The sequence below is a fragment of the Sphaerochaeta associata genome, assembly GCF_022869165.1.
Lineage (GTDB): Bacteria > Spirochaetota > Spirochaetia > Sphaerochaetales > Sphaerochaetaceae > Sphaerochaeta > Sphaerochaeta associata.
This window is the reverse complement of record NZ_CP094929.1, coordinates 60,176-80,385: the sequence shown is the minus strand read 5'-3', so window position 1 is coordinate 80,385 and position 20,210 is coordinate 60,176. Positions and strand designations below refer to the sequence as shown.

Genomic DNA, 20,210 nt, shown 5'->3' with positions numbered 1-20,210 from the left:
GATACCTTGGTTATCCGCAGCCAAGGTTTTTCCGTGAAGGATTCATCTTGCATTCTATATAAATGTAAAAGAGGGCTGTCTTTCGACAGCCCCCGTAACGAACATTTAGTGATGAAGCTTACATCAAAGGACCAAGCTTCTCGAAGAAACTCCAGCGCTTGTGGGCATCGGCCTCAGCCTTTGCGAACAAGTCCTCGGCATTCTCCGGGTTGGTCTTGTACAGGGAGGTATAGCGGACCTCGCCCTTGATGAAGTCCTGGAAAGAGCCGGAAATCGGCTTGGCATCCCAGCTGAATTTCTTGCCTTCCTCGAGTGAAGGATTGAAACGGTAGAGCGGCCAGTAACCGGCTTCCACTGCCTTCTTCTCCTCAACCTGGCTGAAACGCATGTTCATGCCGTGGTTGATACACGGGGAATAACAGAAGATGATCGAGGGACCCTTCCAAGCTACAGCTTCCTGCAGAGCCTTCTGGGCATGCAGGCGGTTGGAACCGAGGGCGATGGATGCAACATAGGCATGTCCGTAAGTCATGCACATGAAGCCCATGTTCTTCTTGCCGAGTTCCTTGCCAGCGTTTGCAAACTTTGCAACGGCTGCGATCGGAGTGGCCTTGGAAGCCTGTCCACCGGTATTGGAGTACACCTCGGTATCGAGCACCAGGATGTTGACGTTCCTGCCGGAGGCAATCACGTGGTCGACACCACCGTAACCGATATCATAGGCCCATCCGTCACCACCGATGATGAAGACAACCTTGTCTGCAAAGTAGTCCTTCAGCTCGTCAATCTTGACAAGCACCGCCTTCTGCTCGGCGTTGGCAACAGCCATTGCTTCGCCCAGGGCTGCCTGGACAGCCTTCTGGGCTGCGTTGGCGGCATCGGAAGACTCATCCCACAACTCAAGCGACTTCTCGATTGCACTCTTCAGGGCCTCGGTGGTACCAAGGGCGAAAAGCTGGTCGATGTAGATGCGAAGCTGCTCGCGGTTGGAATCTACGGCAAGGCGCATACCCAAACCATACTCAGCGTTGTCCTCGAAGAGGCTGTTGCCCCAAGCCGGACCCTGTCCGTCACTCTGTCTGACAGTGTAGGGAGTGGTCGGGAAGGTGCCGCTGTAGATGGAGGAACAACCGGTTGCGTTGGCAACGATCATGCGGTCGCCGCAAATCTGGCTTACCATCTTCACATACGGGGTCTCACCACAGCCTGCACAAGCACCGGAGAACTCAAAGAGCGGCTGCTTGAACTGCAGGCCCTTGATCGAGGTCTCGGGAGCACCGTCGAGCACATCGTAGGGCAGAGCTTCGAAGAACTCGGCATTTACGATCTCGCCGGCTTCACGCTCGGTGGCAATCGGGCTGAACTCGAGGGACTTGACCTTGGAAGGACAAGTTTCGATACACACACCACAACCCTGGCAATCTTCGGTGTAGACCTGAATCTTGAACTGGAGGTCACGGGTGTTCTTGGTGTTGGACTTCAAGGTCTTGAAAGTCTCTGGAGCGCCTTCGAGATCCTTCGGGTCGATCTGCTTTGCACGAATGGCAGCGTGCGGGCAGGACTGTACGCACTGGTTGCACTGAATGCAGTTCTCGGCGATCCAATGAGGTACGAAAGGAGCAACGCCGCGCTTCTCGAATTTTGCAGTAGCGGTCGGCAGGCTTCCGTCGAACGACATCTGGGAAACGGGAATATCATTGCCCTTCAGGTGCATGATGGGTTCCATGATATTTTTTGCAAAGTCATCGGCATCGGCAGGAATCAGGCGGGCAGGCTCGTAGCTCTTGGTGATCTTTGCAGGAATGACAACCTGGTGCAGGGCATCGCTGGCGCCGTCGATGGCCGCCCAGTTCTGCTTGACGATGTCTTCGCCCTTCTTGATGAAGGTCTTCTTGACATACTGCTTGACCAAGTCGATGGCTTCAGCCTCAGGAAGAACCTCGCTGATCTTGAAGAAAGCAGCCTGCATAACGGTGTTGATGCGGCTTCCAAGTCCGGCCTTCTCGGAAATCTCAAGCGCGTTGATGTTGTAGAAGCGGATCTTCTTCTCGATGATCTGCTCCTGCATCTCACGTGTCAGGTGCTCGAAGACTTCTTCGGAGGGAATCTGACTGTTAAGCAGGAATACTCCACCCTTCTTAAGCGGGCCGAGCATGTCATAGCGACCGATGTATGCGGGGTTGTGACAGGCGACAAAGTCGGCATGGTCGATCAACCACGGCATATCCAGCGAGCTCTTGCCGAAGCGCAGGTGACTTACGGTAATACCACCACTCTTCTTGGAGTCGTAGGAGAAGTAAGCCTGTGCGTTGAGATCGGTATTGTCACCGATGATCTTGATGGAGTTCTTGTTCGCACCAACGGTACCGTCGGAGCCAAGACCCCAGAACATGCAGGACACAACACCCTTCGGAGACACGTTGATGGTCTCGTTGACGGGAATCGAGCGGTTGGTTACGTCATCGTTGATGCCAACGGTGAAGTTGTTGAAGGCCTTGCCTGCGAGGTGCTCATACACAGCCTTTGCGTGGCTGGGGGTGAAGTCCTTGCTGGACAGACCAAAGCGGCCGCCGATCACCTTCATGTCGGTTCTGCCCATCTGGCTGAGGGCGGTGATGACATCCTGGTAGAGGGGCTCGCCGAGGGAGCCGGGTTCCTTGGTGCGGTCGAGTACTGCGATTCTCTTAACCGATGCAGGAATTGCCTGTACAAAGTGCTTTGCACTGAACGGGCGATAGAGGCGTACCTTCAGCACACCGGTCTTTCCACCCTTCTCGTTCAGGTAATCGCTTGCCCATTCAAAGGTATCGGCACCGCTACCCATGACGATGACGATATCGGTTGCATTGGGATCACCGACATAGTCGAAGAGGTGGTAGGCGCGGCCGGTAAGGGCGGCAACCTGGTCCATATACTTCTGTACCATCTCAGGAAGAGCTTCATAATACGGATTGACGGTCTCACGACCCTGGAAATAGACGTCCTCGTTCTGGGCGGCTACCTTCAGCTTCGGGTGCTCGGGGCGCATGGCGCGCTCGCGGAAGCGGCGGACATACTCTTCGTTTACCAACGGCTTGAGGTCTTCGTAGGTGATCTCCTCGACCTTCTGCAGCTCATGGGATGTCCTGAAGCCGTCGAAGAAGCTGAGGAACGGAACCTGTGCCTCGAGGGTTGCCAGATGAGCAACCAAGGACATGTCCATGGTCTCCTGTACGTTGTTTGCACAGGTCATGGCAAAGCCGGTATTGCGGCAGGACATGACGTCCGAATGATCACCGAAAATCGAGAGAGACTGTGCAGCAAGGGATCTTGCAGACACGTGGAAAACGGTAGGAATCATTTCGCCAGCAATCTTATGCATGTTGGGGATCATCAAGAGCAATCCCTGACTAGCAGTGAATGTGGTGGTCAAAGCACCAGCAGAGAGGGCACCATGAACGGCACCAGCCGCACCAGCCTCGGACTGCATTTCCATGATCTCCACCTTCTTACCCCAGAGGTTCTTACGGCCGGTGCTGGCCCAAGAATCAGCAAACTCTCCCATCGGAGAGGAGGGGGTGATCGGATAGATTGCGGCTACTTCACTGAAGGCATATGCAATATGCGCGGCAGCGGTGTTTCCGTCAATAGTAACCCTTTTTTTGTTACCCATTTTGACACTCCATAAAACAGTATTTGATGCGACCCTGAAGGGGTCACCCTTTGCACACACAAAAAAAAATCCTTACAGATTTTCCCAACAATCATAATAAACCAATAAGGATTCGATTGCAACCTTGTCCAGATTGAATTCCTTAATTAGTAGTCCTTTAGCAGTATATCAACTCTTCAAGTATTTATTTAGTGCAATATAACCGCACCCAAGCAGAAAACAGAGCGCACTGGCAAGCAACCACAGCTCCCGATAGCCGGTGGCCAGCAGCACCAAGCCTCCCAAGGTCGGAGATATCGAGTGACCCAGGCTTGAAAATACGTGCATGTAGGCATTGCACTGGGAGCGGATGCGCTCATCCGCATAGGCGTTGAGAAACACATTGGAATTGGTCGCCATCAGAATCTCGCCAAGCGTCCAGATGCAGGTGGCCACCAGGAATATGCTGAAATGAGAGCAGAAAGCGTAACCCAAATACCCTGTGACATATAAGAACAGAGCCAAGGCCATCGAGACCAATTGTCCCAGGCGATGTGTCCAGGCGGTGAGCAGCGTGGTGCACACCAACACCACCACGGCATTGACCATCATCAACGTTGCATAGCGGCTCGCACCCGCAACCTCCCCATACAACGAATTGAACTGCAACGGGAGCGTGAAGGAGTTTTGTCCATACGTCAGGGTATATAGGGCTCCGAAGACAAAAAACAACCAGAGAATCGGGGGAATACGCACATTCGTCTTCCGCTCATCCTTGCTTTGTTGTTCCTGCATACGCTTGTCCGGAACCTTTGCAAGCAACAACAGGGTGGACAAGGAAAGCAGGACCGCAGAGAGTGCAAAGAGCAGCAACAGAGAGCGGGCAAACAGCATCGATGCAACCATGGGACCGAGCGCCACCCCGATATTCGTCCCCAGGTACAGCAGACTGAAGGAGTGGGAGAGCCTTCCTTGGGGACTGAAGTCGGCAACCAGGGTGTTGGTTAGGGGTGCGGTGCCGCCGCGAAACGGGCTGGCGACAAGAATCAGGTACGGGATGATGGTTGGACGAAGCACAACCGAAAGAGCGCAGGCGAGATACGAGAGGCTCACCATCACCTGACAGAGCACCAACAGCGGCTTCTTGCCCCAACGGTCGGCCGCCATACCGATGAACATCTGCCCGACCATGGTGGCTATGATGCTGGCTGAGACAAAAATCCCTGCTTCCTTGGGAGAAAGTCCGAGCCTGATTGTCAGGATAAGGACCAAGAGCAGCTGCACAAAATCACCGAACCGATTGATGACCCGGATGGTAAACAGCGCATACATACTGGAACCCAAGCCCTTGTAAACAGAAAACCCCGCCAACAAAGGACGGGGTTGTCTTACATTGTTCATACTACCCTACCCGAATCAGAGCGTACGGATTGGGTAGATTTTGGTCAACACTCGCTATGCCCGCAAGAGAAACATTTCTTGCAACCTTCGATGTTGACAAAGGTGACATTTCCACAAATCGGGCAGATATCCGGCTTTACGCTGGCCGAGGAGGAAGGAAGCCCCAGATCGAGCTGACCGGCATCCTCATCCTCATCATCCTCATCGGGAAGGCGGGAAGCTTCGCGTTCGCTGTCGGAGGAGCCGATATGCTGCTGCAGCACCTGCGCTACAGCATCGGGCAGACTCATGACGCGGTTCTTGCCGAATCCCATCGACCGGCCGCTGCCGATTCCCGAAAGCTGGCCTATGATCGCCTGGGCGCGCTGGTCAGGAGTCAGGGGAGAGGGCATGCGCAGCATCAAGCTGATCAATCTGCCCAGACCTTCTGCATCGGCGGCCACATCGGAACCCACCTTGGCCACATTGATGAACACCTCGAAGATGTCGCTGGGATTCGGGCCATCGCAGTTGACGGTGATGTACGCGGTCCCGATCGGGGTGGCCTTGCGATAGGTTGTGCCCTGCAAAACCGTAGAGCGCACCCGCGGCTTGGGCTCGGTGGAACGGGAAACCACCGGCTTCTCAACCTTCGGCTCCTCCTTTTCTTCCTTCTTGGCCGTCAATACCTGCGTATCGCGCGATCCATCGCGGTAGGTGGTACCGCCCTTGCATCCCAAATCATACAGCAGCTCGTACAACTTGCCGGTCTGTTCGACCGTATACTCCTTGGGAGTATTGCCCGTCTTGGAGATGGAGGAGTCGACCCACTTCTGGATGGCGGCCTGCACCTTCACATGCCCTTCCGGAGGAAGATCCATGGCCGACACAAAGTAGGAGGGCTTCTTCTGACCCGGATGAGCCTTCACCCAATCCTCGTAGACCTTCACCCGTTCGATGTTCGTTCCCATGCGACCGGTTCTCTCCCATTCCCAGAAGTAATAGGGCTCGATGCCGGTGGAAGTATTGACCATGGTACCGGTCGTCCCGGTGGGAGCCTGCGTCAAGAGGGTGACGTTCCTCAGGCCCTGCTTGCGCACTTTCTCCCTGAGATCTTGAGGCATCTGCTTCATGAAGCCGCTCTGAAGCAGCTTATCAGCATCAAAATAGGGGAAACTGCCCTTCTCCTTTGCAAGATCGCTGCTTTCATCGTAAGCCTCGATGCAGATGAACTTGTACAGCTCCTCGATGAAGAGAAGGGACTCGTCGCTGCCGTAGGCAAGCTCCATTTTGATCAGCATGTCTGCAAGGCCCATCGTCCCCAATCCGATTCTCCGCTCGGAGAGCTGCTGCTTCTTGTTCTCTTCGAAGAAGTAGGGAGTGTCGTCGATGACATTGTCCAAGAAGCGAACGGCGGCGCGCACGGTGCGCCCCAGATCCTTGTACAACACCTTCTTGTTTTCAACGAATCGGCTGAGGTTGATCGAGCCAAGGTTGCAGACACCCCAGGGAGGAAGTCCCTGTTCTCCACAGGGGTTGGTGCTCTGGATGGTGGAGTAGTACCAGGAGTTTGACATCTTGTTGTAGCGGTCGATGAAGAAAACACCAGGCTCGGCACTCGCCCATGCACTTTCGACAATCGCATCCCAGATCTTCTTGGCTTTCTGTTTCTGGTACACCACGACCTTGTGACCGTTCGACTTCCACTTGTTGATATCCCCGTCCCAATCGGTGTTGTAGGCCGGGTCGGTGGTATCGGGGAAGTAGGTCTCCCAGTCACCATCCTTGCGCACTGCTTCCATGAAGTCGTCGGTGATGCCGACACTGATGTTGGCATTGGTGATCTTGCCCATCTCGCGCTTGGAGTTGATGAAATCAAGAATATCCGGATGCCAGACATTGAGAATCAGCATCAAAGCACCACGGCGTGAACCGCCTTGCTCAATCAGACCGGTTACAAAGCTGAAGAGCCCGCCCCAACTTACCGATCCACTGGAACGGCCGTTGACGCCTTTGACGTAGCTGTGCCGGGGTCTGAGAGAGGAGATGTTCATTCCAACACCGCCGCCGCGGCTCATGATCTCGGTCATCTGTCCCAATGAGGCAATGATGCCACCACGACTGTCCTTCGGGGAAGGGATCACGTAACAGTTGAAATAGGTCAGATTCTGATCCGTTCCGGCTCCGGTAAGAATCCTGCCTCCAGGGACGAACTTCCAGTCCTCCAGAAGCCAATTGAATTCTGTTTCCCATTGCGTTCGAACCTCCTGCTTCTCGATGGAAGCAATCCCCTTTGCTACACGGGCCAGCATCTGTGCAGGTTCGATCTCAAGCGGCTTGTCGACATCCTCGCGCTTTACGTGCAGGACAATACCATCGTCGAGCTTGACGGTAATCCCATCGGCGGCTTTCAGCTCGGTGACCACACCGATCTCACGCTGTCCGGTCTTGGGATTGCTTACGGCAACCACGACGTCCCCAACTTTCAGCGTCTCTTTCCTAACATCTTTCAACGCATACCGGTCAAGAAAAATCTTGCGACCCAATGCACTCAATTCATTCTTTGCAGAGCTCATGTAATCCCTCTATATATTAAACTTATAAGAAAAATTTCTTTCTCCACAACCTCTTTTCAGAGGTCAAGCTAAAGGGTCGACCAGCGTCGACCCCCATTCACCATAGCATGGAGAAGCAAAGTTGGCAAGACAGGATTACAGCATTTATGGTGCTATATAAAGTTGAATAACGCTATATATAGTGTTATATAGGTTTCATAGCACTTAGCTATCGTCTCTTGAAAAAAGTGTATCGAAAAGGTCGGAAAGGGTCAAACCAGAACAAGAAAACTTACTTCAATTCCTTGCTGGCTATACCCAAGACTCTTTGGTATTGCGGTACGTTTTCCCCTTGCTAGCAGAAGCTTGCTCGTCAGAAAATCCCAGGGACAGGAGACCTACAACCGTCGAAATCTGTCGCGTCTCTAGTGGTTAAAAAGAGAGCCTTCCAAACTGGAAGACTCTCTTGATACACAATCCCGAAGGAATATTTTCTCCTAATAGCCCAGTTGCACCATGGTATCGGCTACCTTCTTGAAACCTGCAATGTTTGCACCCTTCACGTAGTTCACATACCCATCGGCTTGTTTACCCTCGGCAATACACGCTTGATGGATTTTTACCATGATCGAGTACAGTTTCTCATCCACCTCCTCGGCACTCCAGCTGAGGTGCATGGCATTCTGGCTCATTTCAAGACCCGAAACGGCGACTCCGCCGGCATTGGCGGCCTTGCCCGGGGCAAAGGGGATGCGGCTGTGGATGAAGTAGGTCACAGCATCGGCTGTACAACCCATGTTGGAAGTCTCAATCACATATTTGACGCCGTTGGTAACGAGTGTCTTGGCATCCTCAAGATTCAGCTCATTTTGGATGGCGCAGGGGAAAGCAAGATCCACAGGCACCTCCCAAGGCTTCTTGCCTGCAACGAACTGAGCACCGAATTTCTTTGCATAGGGAGCAACCACATCGTTGTTTGAAGTGCGCAGGTTGTTCATATACGCCCACTTCTCGGGGGTTCCCACTCCATCCTTGTCGTAGATGTAGCCATCGGGACCGCTGATGGTCACCACTTTCGCACCCAGCTGGGTCGCCTTCACCGCAGCCCCCCAGGCCACGTTGCCGAAGCCGCTGAGGGAGACTGTCTTTCCCTTCATGCTCTCGCCCTTCGCCTCAAGCATTGCCTTTGCAAAGTACATCGTCCCGTATCCGGTGGCCTCGGGACGAACCAACGAGCCTCCGTAGCCCAGACCCTTGCCGGTCAACACGCCGGTATTCTCGCCTCTGATGCGTTTGTACTGTCCATACAGGAAGCCGATCTCCCTCGCCCCAACGCCGATGTCACCGGCGGGAACGTCGGTATCAGGACCGATATACTTCTGCAGTTCGGTCATGAACGAACGGCAGAAGCGCAGAATCTCTGCATCACTCTTGCCGCGTGGGTTGAAATCGCTTCCACCCTTGCCACCGCCCATCGGCAGCGTTGTAAGACTGTTCTTCAATGTCTGCTCAAACCCAAGGAACTTAAGCGAGCCAAGCGTTACGCTGGAATGGAATCTAAGCCCGCCTTTATACGGTCCGATTGCATTGTTGAACTGTACCCGATAGCCTCGGTTGACCTGCAGATTACCCTCATCATCCTCCCACTCAACGCGAAACGAGTAGATACGGTCAGGTTCGGTCATACGTTCCAGAATCCGATGTTTCTCATAGACTGGATTGTCATTGACCACGTCGATGACGCTCTCCAGGACCTCTCTCACCGCCTGAATAAACTCAGGTTGGGCGGGATTCCTCCGCTCCAGTTCTTCCATCAATGCATCAAGGCTATACATACTTGGGTTTATCTCCTTCAACTCAGCTACAACACACGTAGCTTGTCTAAAAAGACTAAACCCGCCATTTCAATCTGTCAATCTTTAAATTGAGTTAAACGTTAGTATTTAATTTTATATTACTTGATTGTTCAAATTAATGTATATATTTTGAATTTTTAATCAACTTTCAGCAGACTTTGAAATTCTATCCAAAACCAGGCGCTCATGCTACACTACTTGCTATGTATACCCTCGACCCAACCTGGCTGCCCTTCAGCAACCTGATGCTGAAACATATCTACAACGTATTGCTCATCTGCAATGACTACGACCGCTTCCTGCTTGAGGAGGACGGACGGGTGGAAGAGGAGCTGTATCTGGAGTACACCCAGCTCGGCTTGAACAACCCTCCGAAAATCACCCACACAAGCACCGGGGAAGAGGCACTCAAGCTCATCGCCGAGCGCAAGTTCGAGCTTGTCATCACCATGCTCGACCTCGGTCCGGAGTCGGTGGAACAGCTGGCCTCCTCCATCAAGGCGTTGGATAAAGACATGCCGGTCATCGCCCTCTCCCCCTCATCAAGCCACCGGCGCAACAAGCTCATCAAGGGTTCGGACTGCAAGGACATCGACTATTTCTTCTATTGGCAGGGCGATCCCACCATATTCCTGGCCATGATCAAGTTGGTGGAGGACCGGATGAACCTCGACCACGACACCAAGGAAGCCGATGTCCAAGTCATCATTCTTGTCGAGGATTCGATCCGCTTCTACTCCTCCTACCTGCCCATGATGTACACCTGCCTCATCCAGCAGAACCGTTCAGCCATTTTGGAAGCGCTGAATAACTGGGGCAAGACGCTGCGAATGCGCGGTCGACCCAAAATCGTGCTTGCAAGGACCTTTGAAGAGGCGATCGGGCTGTACACCACCTATCGGCACAACATTTTGGGAGTCATCACCGACATGTCCTACCTTAAAAGCGGGGAACAGGACAAGTATGCCGGTCTTGAGCTGACGCAGCTGGTCCTCAAGCAGGATCCTGAAATCCCAATCCTGATACAAAGCAGCGATGCAAACTCCCGCGATATGGCCGAGGACAGCGGCGCCAACTTCATCTGGAAGAACAGCTCCTCCCTGTTGTTTGAATTAAACAGATTCATGACCAGTCACTATGGCTTCGGGCCTTTCATCTTCCGCGACCCAAAGACCATGGAGGAGATCGCCCGAGCCGAAACCATGCGGGACCTGCAGCGGCTCCTTCCCTCCATTCCCGAGGAGAGTTTCGACTACCACTGTCGCCGCAATGAGTTCTCCCGCTGGCTCAGGGCCCAGAGCCTCTATACCCTGGCGGCAAGAATCAAGGATTTACAGATACCCCGGCACGGAAGTGCAAAGAAGGTGCAGCAGGAACTCATCGAAATCATCAGGACCTATCGGAGCGAGAGAACCAAAGGCGTCATCGCCCAGTTCAGCAGGAACAACTACGACGAGACCCTCTTTTTCAGCCGGATCGGAGGAGGTTCTCTTGGAGGTAAAGGCCGAGGTCTTGCCTTCATAGACATGGTCCTCAGAGCGGCGAAGCTCCAAGCCAAATACCCTGAAGTCTACCTTTCCATCCCCCGCACCGTCGTGGTCACCACCGACCAATTCACCCAGTTCATCGAGGAAAACAACCTCAAGGACATCACCACAGCGGATTTGCCGGATGAAACGCTTTTGAAAGTATTCCTCTCCAAGCCCCTGCAGCCAGATCTGGTGCTCAATTTTGCAGAGATCATCCAGGTCATCCACCAACCGATTTGCGTACGTTCATCCAGTCTTTTGGAGGACTCCCACTACCAACCCTTTGCCGGAGTCTATGAGACCTGCATGCTTCCCAATGTGGGTGATGACCAAAAGAGGCTCGAGGAGTTGTGTGACGCAGTCCGTGCTGTATGGGCTTCCACCTATTTCAGAAGTGCAAAAGAGTACCTGAAAGCCACCGAACATATGTTGGAGGATGAGAAAATGGCAGTCATCATCCAGCAGGTCATCGGCAGCGAGCACGGCTCATACTGGTATCCAAACATCAGCGGAGTCGCCCGGTCCTTGAACTACTATCCACTTGGCGGGGAAAAGCCCGAGGACGGGGTGGCAATGCTGAGCTTCGGCTTCGGCAAGTCGGTGGTGGACAACGGCTCGTCCTTGCGTTTCTCTCCCACCCATCCGAAGCGGCCCGCACAATTTCTGGGCGGAGACCAGACAAGCAGCCAGCATACGTTCTATGCACTGAACCTGGAACACGGTTACCATCCCTTGGACGTGGGAGGGCTGGAGAATCTGGAACTTCTCGAACTCGAAGAGGCGCAAAAGCATCCTGAGGCACTGAAATACATCGCAAGCACCTTCGATATGCAAAACGGAACGCTCAGCGAGTCGGTCCGGGCCGAAGGCCAGAAGGTCATCACCTTCAACGGGGTGCTCAAGTATGACGCTTTCCCCCTGGCAAGCATCGTCAAGGATGTACTGACCCTGGGGACACAGGCGATGGGCAAGCCTGTTGAAATCGAGTTCGCCGTCAACCTCAACCGAAAGGCTCCCAAGAAACAGGAGTTCAGCCTGCTGCAAATCAGACCCATCGCAGCAGGAAACGAAGAGAGCGACGTCTCCATTACCGATCAGGAAAAGGAAGCGGCAGCCATCTACTCGACGGTCGTGATGGGAAACGGGAAAATCGAGGACATCCAGGATTTGATCTATCTTAAGGTCGACCGCTTCGATGCCTCGCACATGAAGGATATGGCAAAGGAGTTGGACAAGCTCAACGCCCAGATGGTGCTTGCTGAAAAAGATTATGCGCTCTTGGTGGCAGGCAGGCTGGGCAGCTGCGACCCGTGGCTGGGAATCCCGGTAACCTGGTCGCAGATCTCAAGGTCCAAGGTAATCATCGAAACCGGACTCAGAGGCTTTCAAGTCGAACCCAGCCAGGGAACGCACTTCTTCCAGAACATGACCAGCCTGGGCTGTATGTACCTGACCATCAATCCTGACCACCGCTCGGGTAGACTTGAGCTTGAGAAGTTGAAGCAATTGGACATATATGACGAGACCGAGCACTTCATCCATGCCCGAAGCAGTGAGAACCTCACCATCAAGGTGAACGGTTTCAAGGGAGAAGGGGTGGTACTGTTGCCTTAGACGACTTTATGCGCCGCCTCGTAGCCGGAAATCCAGATGGCGGTGTGCTCCCTGACAGCCTCTACCGCCTTGTCCGTATTTCGGTCTATGATTGCTTGATGCAGGCGCTGGTGAACCTCATCGACACCGATATGAATCGGATTGATTGTCTTGGTGAAGAGCTCGATGACGAAGTTATAGATGTTCTCCACAATGCTGTTGTGCGAAAAGCGTGCAAGCAGGCGGTGATAGCGTAAATCCAGCGAGCCCGCATGCTGGGCCGAGGCATCGGGTTTTGCCAGCTCGGTCTGGAACTTCTGCATCGTCTGATCGAGCAGGACAAGCTCCTCATCGCTTGCGCTCTCAATGACAAGCTTCACAATGCCTTCCTCAAGCAGCTGCCTGACCTGGGTGAGGGACTTGTAGTCCCTGTCCTGGACCAGAATCTGAAAGAGCTGGGGGTCGAAGAGCCGCTTGTTCGAGGCACTGGAGACGTAGGTACCATACCCCTGCTTGATTTCCACCACCCCGTAGGCGGAAAGAATCTTCAGTGCCTCACGCACCGTACCCCTTCCAACCTTCAGGCTTTCTGCAAGGGAGATCTCATTGGGAATCATATCCCCGGGGGAGAGTTTTTGTTCGATCAACAGGGCCTTGATCTTCTCAATCACCCCTTCAACCGCTGAAGGCCGAGCCTCGCGGACTGCGAATATGTCTTCCATGAGAAAGCACCCCCCTAAAGATTAGCACACCTATCATACCAACACCTTGTTCCGAAAGCAAGAAAGGTTGTACTCAGTCCTTGTAATCGTCCCGTGAGGGAGCAAAACACTCGATCAGCTCGGTATCCTCGAGGATGTTCGAACCGTGGGGGTCGTTGGAGGCAAAGTAGTAGGCATCACCGGCATGCAGGTCAAGGATCTGTCCATCCCCTTTGATGAAGTGAATATGTCCCTTGATGACAATACCGCTTTGGCTCTGTACATGAGTATGCATCTCAAGCTTCGAACCCTTCTCAAGGTAGAAGTAACACATCATATTGTCCTTGTCGTAGGTAAGGGTTACTCGATCGATCCCCTTCGCCCTGCTGACCCGTTTATCCGTAGTGAGGCTTCCCCGATGTTTTGCATCCATTATTCTGCATTTCTCCTGCGTTGAGCGATCAAGGCAAGCAACTCATTCCATCCCTTCTGGAAGGAAGTCCTGAACAGCTCGACACCGCCGTAGTCGTAGTACTCATCCACCTGCATCCCATCGACGTCCAAGGCCCGCCCATAGTCGGGAAGTTGATCCTTGAGAAGCTGCATCTCATCATCGCTCAAATTCTCCTCGATACGACTGACAGCCTGCATATCCGCTTCAATGAGCGTCTCGGCGGTTCCCGTCCAGTTGATGGTGATGTGCAGGTCCCCGCCGACCAGTTCGGTGAAGTCCTCCAGCTTGCGTGCCCCGCCTCCAATCATGATGCCGGGGTAGTTACGGCTCTTGAGCAGCTCATACTCTTTCTTGGCAATGGAGAGCCCTGCATATTTTACCAGCTTTTCATCGAGTTTCAGATTGTTCGCCTTGATGACCCGCTTGAAGTGGTCATCCAGGATGCCGGTGATATGCGTAACAAAGAACGGAGGCGTTTTACCGCTCTTTCTGCTCACCCTTTGGTACTCCTCGCAAATCGAGACAGCCTGGGAGAGCCCCATCACCTCGGTGGCCATGGTGGGAATATCGCGCTCAACCATTGCACTGATGGCCTCGATGCCCCAGGTGGTCACCGGAATCTTGATGCAGACATTCTCTCCGATTTTTCGATTCTCAAGACCTTCCTCAATGATGAGGGAGGTATCGGTCTCGGCAAACGGATCGCCTTGGATGGTTACCAACCCTTCCTTGCCCCCGCTTCTTGTATAGAGCGGAAGAAACACATCCGCAAGCCGGGCTACCATCATCTGCTGCACCTTCGACGCTACAATCGAGTCGTTCTTCTCATAGGGGAGCAGCAAGTCGATCGCCCTGTTCACCACTCTCAAATCCTCTTCACTACTGAAGAGCTTGGAGACATAGCTTGGATTGGTGGTACACCCAATCGCTCCGGCCTCGATGGCAAGCCTTGCCTGCTCAAGGGTTGGATTATTGATCCAAAACCGGGTGCGAGTCTGTTCATGTACACGGTGAAAATAAGATTTGCTCATAGATTACCTCGAAGCGAAAACAAGATTGGGGAGCCACAGGGAAATCTGCGGAACATACGTCAGGATAACCAAGGCGGCCAGCAATGAAGCCAAGTACGGAAGAACCGCCTTGAACACCTTCCCTACAGGCAGGTCCACGATGGGACTGAGCATGTATACGCTCATACCCACCGGCGGGGTGATCATGCCGATCATCAGGTTGAACACCATCACCAGGCCGAAGTGAACCGGATCCACCCCTGCAGCCACCAAAGGAGGCAGCAGGATCGGGGTCAGGATCATGATGGCGGCGGTGGACTCAAGGAACATGCCGGCGATCAGGAGAATCACATTGGCGAGCATGAGCAGGATGATCGGATTGTCAGAGATGCTGAGCATGAGCGCCGAAACCTGCTGAGGCATCTGCTCTACGGTGAGAACCCAGGCGAATATGGCTGCCGAGGCGACGATGAACAAGACGCTCGCCGTCGATCGCAGTGTTTCAATACAGTTATTGATAAACGAAGCAAACGTCAGCTCTTTGTAAGCCAGGCTCAGCACGATGGCGTAAGCCACTGCAATGGCAGCAACCTCGGTCGGACTGAACCAGCCTGAAAGCATGCCGCCCATCATGATGACAGGCATCAACATGGAGGGAAGGCCGCGCTTGGTGATTGCTTTGATCTCAGAGAAAGAAAATTTACGGTCCACACCACGGGGGTAATTGAATTTGCGGGCGAAGAAAGCTACCTGTATCATCAATGCCATGGCAATGACCAGGGCGGGAAGAACCCCGGCGATCAGCAGGCGCATCGAGGAGGTTTCGGCGGCTGCTCCATAGATGATAAGAGGGATGGAAGGAGGGAAGATCGGACCGATTACTGCAGAGGCTGCCGTAATGGCCGCTGAGTGGGTGCGGGGATAGTTCTGCTTGTCCATCGCCTCGATCTCGATGTTTCCAAGCCCGCCTACGTCGGCCAGGGCCGCACCGCTGATGCCGCTGAAGATCAAGGAGGCGACAATGTTGACCTGGGCCAAGCCTCCCTTCATCCTACCGACCAACAGCTTGGCAAATTCAAACAGACGCTCGGTGATCCCCGAGCTGTTCATCATGCCGGCGGCAAGGATGAACAAGGGAACGGCAAGCATTGGAAAGGAGTTGAGACTGGTAACCATGCGCTGGATCAGCTGGCTTGGAGGGATGTTTGCCATCATCAGATAGAGAGCCGAGGGAATGCCCATGCTTACGGCGATGGGAAGTCCGGTGGCAAGCAGAAAGAGAAAAAGAATAATCACCAAGGAACCGCTCATACCTCTTCCTCCTTTCCACTGATAGACATCCAGACTCCCAGAAGGGAGAGGACTGTCATTGCGAAAATCCCCAAGGTGATGGGAATGTAGAATACAACGTTGGGCATATTCAGCGCAGGAGTCCTGACACTCCAGTTGCGCTCCATGATGGTTGCAATCGCCCACAGTACGTAGATGCCGAAGCACATGACCAGAAGTTGGGTGACCACACCAACCCACTTCTTTGCCTGCTTGGGTAGATAGAGGAGCACGATATCGACGATGATGTGCTTCTTTTCAAAGGTGAGAACAGGAATCATGAGAAATACCAAGGAGACCAAAGAAACCCGGGCAAGTTCCTCCAGCTGAATAGAGCCTGCATGGAATACGTTGCGCATGATAATCTGGATGAAGACCGAAAGAAACAGTACCAGCAGGAAAACCACTGCCACCGCCTGATATCCCTTGGTCACCTTTTTTGCGAGGTTGTTCATAGGATTGTTCCTTGCTCATAGAAGGGGCGAGCGTGGATGGAAAGATTTCTTTCCATCCACCACCAGTTACTTATACTTACTTAACAGCGGCAATCATCTCATAGTACTTGCCCCAGGCAGCGCCGAAGCGATCATTCACCACTTTTGAAACAGAGGCGCGGAACTCATCAACCTTCAGCCCGTCTGCCTTGGTGATGATCTTCATGCCCTTGTCCTTGAGGGTCTGCACATCCTTGGCCTCATTCTGCAGCACATAGTTGGAAGCCCAATCGCGGGTCTCGCGTGCCACTTCGGTAAAAATCTTCTTATGCTCGGCACTCAAGCCCTGCCAGACCTTCTCGTTGATAACCACAGGTTCGGAACCCATGATATGGTCGGTCATCATGGCAAACTTCTGCACTTCGTAGATATTGCTGGTGACCAAGGTGCTTACCGGGTTCTCCTGTCCGTCGGCTACGCCGGTGGAAAGAGCCACGGGGACTTCAGCCCAGTCGATGGGCACTGCTACTGCACCCATGCCTTCGACCGCTGCCAGATAAATGGGAGAGGGAATGGCACGGATTTTCTTGCCTGCCAAATCCTTGGGGGAGTAGACAGCGTGGTTTGCAGTAAGCTCACGGGTACCGAAATAGAAGGAGTAAAGGATTCTCACTCCTCTGGTGTCGATGAGCTTCTGGTTCAGTTCCTTCAAGGCCGGAGAGGTCTCGGGATCGGTGGCCTTCAAGAGGTGGTCGACGTCACGATACAGATACGGGGTGTCAAACAGGCCCAGGTCGTTGAGCAGGGGCTGAAGACCTCCGTAGGTGTTGTGGTGCATGGCGATCGAGCCCATGGATACAGCCTCGGCCATTTCAGAAATGGAACCAAGCTGGCTTGCAGGATACACCTCGATCTTGATGGCGCCGCCGGTCTTCTCGGCGATCTTGTCGGCAAAGTAGGTTGCCTGCAGTCCATTCGGGCTGGAAGCGGGGTTCATGTGCGCATACCGGAGCACCAAGGGTTTGGCGGCGGTAGGTCCGCTAGCTTCAGCCTGCCCTGCGGCAAACAGCACACCAACCAAGGAAACAACGAGCAGTAATGCGATAATCCTTTTCTTCATAACAATGTTCTCCTTTTTTATACGAACTCCGGTATACCCGGAAACCGTTACAGTTTTTTCCGTGACATGGCCTTTTTGGCTGCGCTGACAATATCTTCAACGCGCATGCCATAGGCATCAAGCAGCTCCTCGGGGAACCCGGACTCCCCGTAGACATCCTGCAGTCCAAGACGGATCAGGTGTGCCGGGGCTCCCTCTGCGATCACCTCGGCGACGGCACTACCGAGACCGTTGATGATCGTATGGTCCTCCACAGTCACCGCACAACCGGTGGCGTTCAGGACTTCTGCAAGTCCTTCCTTGTCCAACGGCTTGATCGTAGCCACCTCAACCACCTTGGCCTTGATGCCTTCCTCCTTGAGCTTCTTGGCGGCCTCAAGGACGCGACCCAGCACAAACCCATGGGCAAGCAGGGCTACATCGTTTCCTTCATCTACGAGGGTGCGGATTTTTCCCATAGGGAACGGGGTTCCGTCGGGGAACACCTTGTCCTCACGGCCGCTGCCGATGCGAATGTAGACAGGCCCGTCGATATCGGCACTTGCCAGCATCGCCTCATACACCTGTCCTCCGTCGGCCGGACAGAGGATGGTGAAGTTCGGCATACCCCTGAGAATGCCTACATCCTCGATGAACTGATGGGAAACCCCTTCACGGTTGCCCCCGTGCAGACCTCCGTTGGCTCCGACAAACCGAACCTTGAGGTTCGGATAAGAGACGAAGGTGCGCATCTGCTCGCAGGCTCTCATCGTCAGAAACCCAGCATAGGTACATATATAAGGAAGGAGGCCGCTGGCGGCGAGACCGCTGCAAACACCCACTCCGTTCTGTTCCGAGATTCCCAGCTCCACAACCCGGTCGGGAAACTGTTCCAAGAAGGGTTCGCCTTTCACTACCTTGAGGGAGTCGGTGGAGACAAAGACCACATCCTCGCGCTCGGTGGCCAATTTCAGCAGAGCGTCACGAAATCCAATTCTTGTGCTGTCAACGGTGCTCATACTGCTCCTCCCAACTCTTTGATGGCCTGCTTGTACTCTTCATCAGTATAAACACGCTTATGCCACGAATTTTCCCCCACCATGAAGGAGACGCCGTTGCCTTTCACCGTCTTGCAGACGATGGCCGAGGGCTTGTCGTTGACCAGACGGGCGTTCTCTACAGCTTTCAGAATCTGTGCGATGTCGTGTCCGTCGATCGTCTGGACATGCCAACCGAAAGCCTGCCACTTGTCCTCGATCGGATAGGGTCCTGAGACTTCACCTACGGTTCCACCGCTCTGATAGTTGTTGTTATCGATGAAAACGGTCAAATTTGAAGCCTTATGATGGCTGGCAGCCATCGCAGCCTCCCAAATCATGCCTTCGCCGAGCTCACCGTCTCCGGTGATGGCATAGACTTGGTAGTCCTTCCTGCGAATCCTGGCAGCCAAGGCCATACCCAGACCGATCGATACCCCGTTTCCCAGTGAACCGGTTGTGGCATCCAAGCCTTTGGTCTTGGGGGCATAGGGATGTCCCTGCAGATGACTGTTGAGGTAGCGCAGCGTAAACAACTCCTCGCGGGGGAAGTACCCTTTCTTGGCGAGAGCGGCATAGAGAACTGGGCAGCTGTGGCCTTTGGAGAGGACAAAGCGGTCGCGGTCCTCCCAGTCAGGATTGGAAGGGTCCAAGCGCATGATTTCAAAGTAGAGGGCGGTGATGATGTCGGCGACCGAGAAGCTTGGGCTGGGATGCCCGTCCTTGGTGCGATAGACCATTTCAACCACATCACGTCGAAGGGACAGCGATATATCCTGTAATGCCTGGATATCCATCAGCGGGCCTCCCTCAGCAGATCCTTGACCATCAAGGCGCCAAGACGGGGGCTTGAGAGCACCGTCTTGCCGGTAAGCTTGGCAAGTGGTTCTTCCATTCTGGCCATCGAGCCCTGGGCGAGCAGGATGACCTCGGCACGGTCACCGACCTGCTTGGCGGTCTCGGCGATGAGACGATCGTGGGCCTCTGCGTCGCCAGCTGTGATGGCGCTGAACGCCCCATCGGCCAGGGCGCTGATCGTGCGGATGGACTTGCCCATCTCAGAAGCACAACGCTGAAGCAGGCGGATGGTCGGATCGAGCGTGGTGGGAAGGGTTGCCAGGACGGCAATGGAGTCGGTGAGTTCAATCGCCCGCCTCGCCATCGGCTCATCGATGCGTACGATGGGGATGGGGAAGAACTCCCGTGCACCATAGACGGCATCCCCGATGGATGAGCAGGTATTGAGAATCAATTCAACGCCCGAGGCGCAGGCGATTTCATAATAGCCGTACAACCTGCGCTTCACAGCCTTCGTCAGATATCCTGTCTCGATGATTTCGGCGATCATGCTGTCGTCAAGGATATTCATTACCTTGCAGTCGGGCAGCGTCTGTTTCAACAAATCCGAAAGCGGTTTGACTAAAGCAGCTCCAGTATATATTGCGGCAATCTTATGTTCAGCCATGTTATGCACCCCCATGCTCTTTATCATCATACATCATACATATGAAGAATGAGGCACGTTTTGCAATCTGTCAAGGAAAAACAATCCACCCCTGCTGTAGGGTGGATACTCAATAAAAGGTATTTTCGAGGAGAGGC

14 protein-coding genes are annotated in these 20,210 nt (G+C 53.8%); 1 reads left to right on the top strand and 13 read right to left on the bottom strand.

Annotation, left to right across the window (positions count from 1 at the left end):
• Nucleotides 1–118 precede the first annotated feature (118 nt).
• The 4 genes from nifJ to gdhA all read right to left on the bottom strand — a co-directional run bounded on the left by nifJ (nt 119) and on the right by gdhA (nt 9,401).
• Nucleotides 119–3,652 carry a pyruvate:ferredoxin (flavodoxin) oxidoreductase gene (gene nifJ, locus MUG09_RS00325; protein ID WP_244772591.1) on the bottom strand — a complete coding sequence of 1,178 codons (3,534 nt, stop codon included), beginning with the start codon at nt 3,650–3,652 and terminating at the stop codon, nt 119–121.
• Between the two features lie 168 nt (nt 3,653–3,820).
• A complete protein-coding gene (locus tag MUG09_RS00320; protein WP_244772590.1) occupies nt 3,821–5,032 on the bottom strand; it encodes an MFS transporter in 1,212 nt (403 codons plus the stop codon).
• 44 nt (nt 5,033–5,076) lie between these two features.
• The gene (locus MUG09_RS00315) at nt 5,077–7,587 is read right to left on the bottom strand and encodes an adenosylcobalamin-dependent ribonucleoside-diphosphate reductase (RefSeq protein ID WP_244772589.1); all 2,511 of its coding nucleotides are present in this window, start codon (nt 7,585–7,587) and stop codon (nt 5,077–5,079) included.
• Between the two features lie 476 nt (nt 7,588–8,063).
• Nucleotides 8,064–9,401: an NADP-specific glutamate dehydrogenase gene (gene gdhA / locus MUG09_RS00310; RefSeq protein WP_244772588.1), complete on the bottom strand. Its 1,338-nt coding sequence runs from the start codon at nt 9,399–9,401 to the stop codon at nt 8,064–8,066.
• Between the two features lie 224 nt (nt 9,402–9,625).
• Between gdhA and MUG09_RS00305 the strand changes: the two genes are divergently transcribed.
• Nucleotides 9,626–12,565, top strand: a complete 2,940-nt coding sequence (locus MUG09_RS00305; RefSeq protein WP_244772587.1) for a PEP/pyruvate-binding domain-containing protein — start codon at nt 9,626–9,628, stop codon at nt 12,563–12,565.
• On the opposite strand, the gene MUG09_RS00300 is transcribed toward MUG09_RS00305, so the two are convergent.
• The 9 genes from MUG09_RS00300 to MUG09_RS00260 all read right to left on the bottom strand — a co-directional run bounded on the left by MUG09_RS00300 (nt 12,562) and on the right by MUG09_RS00260 (nt 20,073).
• The gene (locus MUG09_RS00300; RefSeq protein WP_244772586.1) at nt 12,562–13,266 is read right to left on the bottom strand and encodes a FadR/GntR family transcriptional regulator; all 705 of its coding nucleotides are present in this window, start codon (nt 13,264–13,266) and stop codon (nt 12,562–12,564) included. The two genes, MUG09_RS00305 and MUG09_RS00300, sit on opposite strands and share 4 nt — an antisense overlap.
• 73 nt (nt 13,267–13,339) lie before the next feature.
• Nucleotides 13,340–13,678: a cupin domain-containing protein gene (locus tag MUG09_RS00295; RefSeq protein WP_244772585.1), complete on the bottom strand. Its 339-nt coding sequence runs from the start codon at nt 13,676–13,678 to the stop codon at nt 13,340–13,342.
• Nucleotides 13,678–14,730 carry a transaldolase family protein gene (locus MUG09_RS00290; protein WP_244772584.1) on the bottom strand — a complete coding sequence of 351 codons (1,053 nt, stop codon included), beginning with the start codon at nt 14,728–14,730 and terminating at the stop codon, nt 13,678–13,680. The genes MUG09_RS00295 and MUG09_RS00290 overlap by 1 nt, the downstream gene beginning before the upstream one ends.
• Before the next feature lie 3 nt (nt 14,731–14,733).
• Complete coding sequence (locus MUG09_RS00285) at nt 14,734–16,020, bottom strand: TRAP transporter large permease (protein WP_244772583.1); 1,287 nt, start codon at nt 16,018–16,020, stop codon at nt 14,734–14,736.
• Complete coding sequence (locus tag MUG09_RS00280; RefSeq protein WP_244772582.1) at nt 16,017–16,493, bottom strand: TRAP transporter small permease; 477 nt, start codon at nt 16,491–16,493, stop codon at nt 16,017–16,019. The genes MUG09_RS00285 and MUG09_RS00280 overlap by 4 nt, the downstream gene beginning before the upstream one ends.
• A gap of 76 nt (nt 16,494–16,569) precedes the next feature.
• Entirely contained in the window at nt 16,570–17,592 is a 1,023-nt protein-coding gene (locus MUG09_RS00275; protein ID WP_244772581.1) for a TRAP transporter substrate-binding protein, read from the bottom strand.
• A gap of 47 nt (nt 17,593–17,639) precedes the next feature.
• On the bottom strand, nt 17,640–18,590 hold the full coding sequence (locus tag MUG09_RS00270; RefSeq protein WP_244772580.1) for a transketolase family protein: 951 nt from the start codon (nt 18,588–18,590) through the stop codon (nt 17,640–17,642).
• Nucleotides 18,587–19,405, bottom strand: a complete 819-nt coding sequence (locus MUG09_RS00265) for a transketolase (RefSeq protein ID WP_244772579.1) — start codon at nt 19,403–19,405, stop codon at nt 18,587–18,589. Before MUG09_RS00265 ends, MUG09_RS00270 begins: the two co-directional genes overlap by 4 nt.
• Nucleotides 19,405–20,073, bottom strand: a complete 669-nt coding sequence (locus tag MUG09_RS00260; RefSeq protein WP_244772578.1) for an aspartate/glutamate racemase family protein — start codon at nt 20,071–20,073, stop codon at nt 19,405–19,407. Before MUG09_RS00260 ends, MUG09_RS00265 begins: the two co-directional genes overlap by 1 nt.
• Nucleotides 20,074–20,210 lie beyond the last annotated feature (137 nt).

What these genes read in the sequence shown, in the direction of transcription:
- MUG09_RS00285 (WP_244772583.1), bottom strand. Translation starts at nt 16,020, where the DNA reads ATGAGCGGTTCCTTGGTGATTATTCTTTTTCTCTTTCTGCTTGCCACC.
- MUG09_RS00305 (WP_244772587.1), top strand. Translation starts at nt 9,626, where the DNA reads ATGTATACCCTCGACCCAACCTGGCTGCCCTTCAGCAACCTGATGCTG.
- nifJ (WP_244772591.1), bottom strand. Translation starts at nt 3,652, where the DNA reads ATGGGTAACAAAAAAAGGGTTACTATTGACGGAAACACCGCTGCCGCG.
- MUG09_RS00315 (WP_244772589.1), bottom strand. Translation starts at nt 7,587, where the DNA reads ATGAGCTCTGCAAAGAATGAATTGAGTGCATTGGGTCGCAAGATTTTT.
- MUG09_RS00320 (WP_244772590.1), bottom strand. Translation starts at nt 5,032, where the DNA reads ATGAACAATGTAAGACAACCCCGTCCTTTGTTGGCGGGGTTTTCTGTT.
- MUG09_RS00300 (WP_244772586.1), bottom strand. Translation starts at nt 13,266, where the DNA reads ATGGAAGACATATTCGCAGTCCGCGAGGCTCGGCCTTCAGCGGTTGAA.
- MUG09_RS00295 (WP_244772585.1), bottom strand. Translation starts at nt 13,678, where the DNA reads ATGGATGCAAAACATCGGGGAAGCCTCACTACGGATAAACGGGTCAGC.
- MUG09_RS00275 (WP_244772581.1), bottom strand. Translation starts at nt 17,592, where the DNA reads ATGAAGAAAAGGATTATCGCATTACTGCTCGTTGTTTCCTTGGTTGGT.
- gdhA (WP_244772588.1), bottom strand. Translation starts at nt 9,401, where the DNA reads ATGTATAGCCTTGATGCATTGATGGAAGAACTGGAGCGGAGGAATCCC.
- MUG09_RS00270 (WP_244772580.1), bottom strand. Translation starts at nt 18,590, where the DNA reads ATGAGCACCGTTGACAGCACAAGAATTGGATTTCGTGACGCTCTGCTG.
- MUG09_RS00290 (WP_244772584.1), bottom strand. Translation starts at nt 14,730, where the DNA reads ATGAGCAAATCTTATTTTCACCGTGTACATGAACAGACTCGCACCCGG.
- MUG09_RS00280 (WP_244772582.1), bottom strand. Translation starts at nt 16,493, where the DNA reads ATGAACAACCTCGCAAAAAAGGTGACCAAGGGATATCAGGCGGTGGCA.
- MUG09_RS00265 (WP_244772579.1), bottom strand. Translation starts at nt 19,405, where the DNA reads ATGGATATCCAGGCATTACAGGATATATCGCTGTCCCTTCGACGTGAT.
- MUG09_RS00260 (WP_244772578.1), bottom strand. Translation starts at nt 20,073, where the DNA reads ATGGCTGAACATAAGATTGCCGCAATATATACTGGAGCTGCTTTAGTC.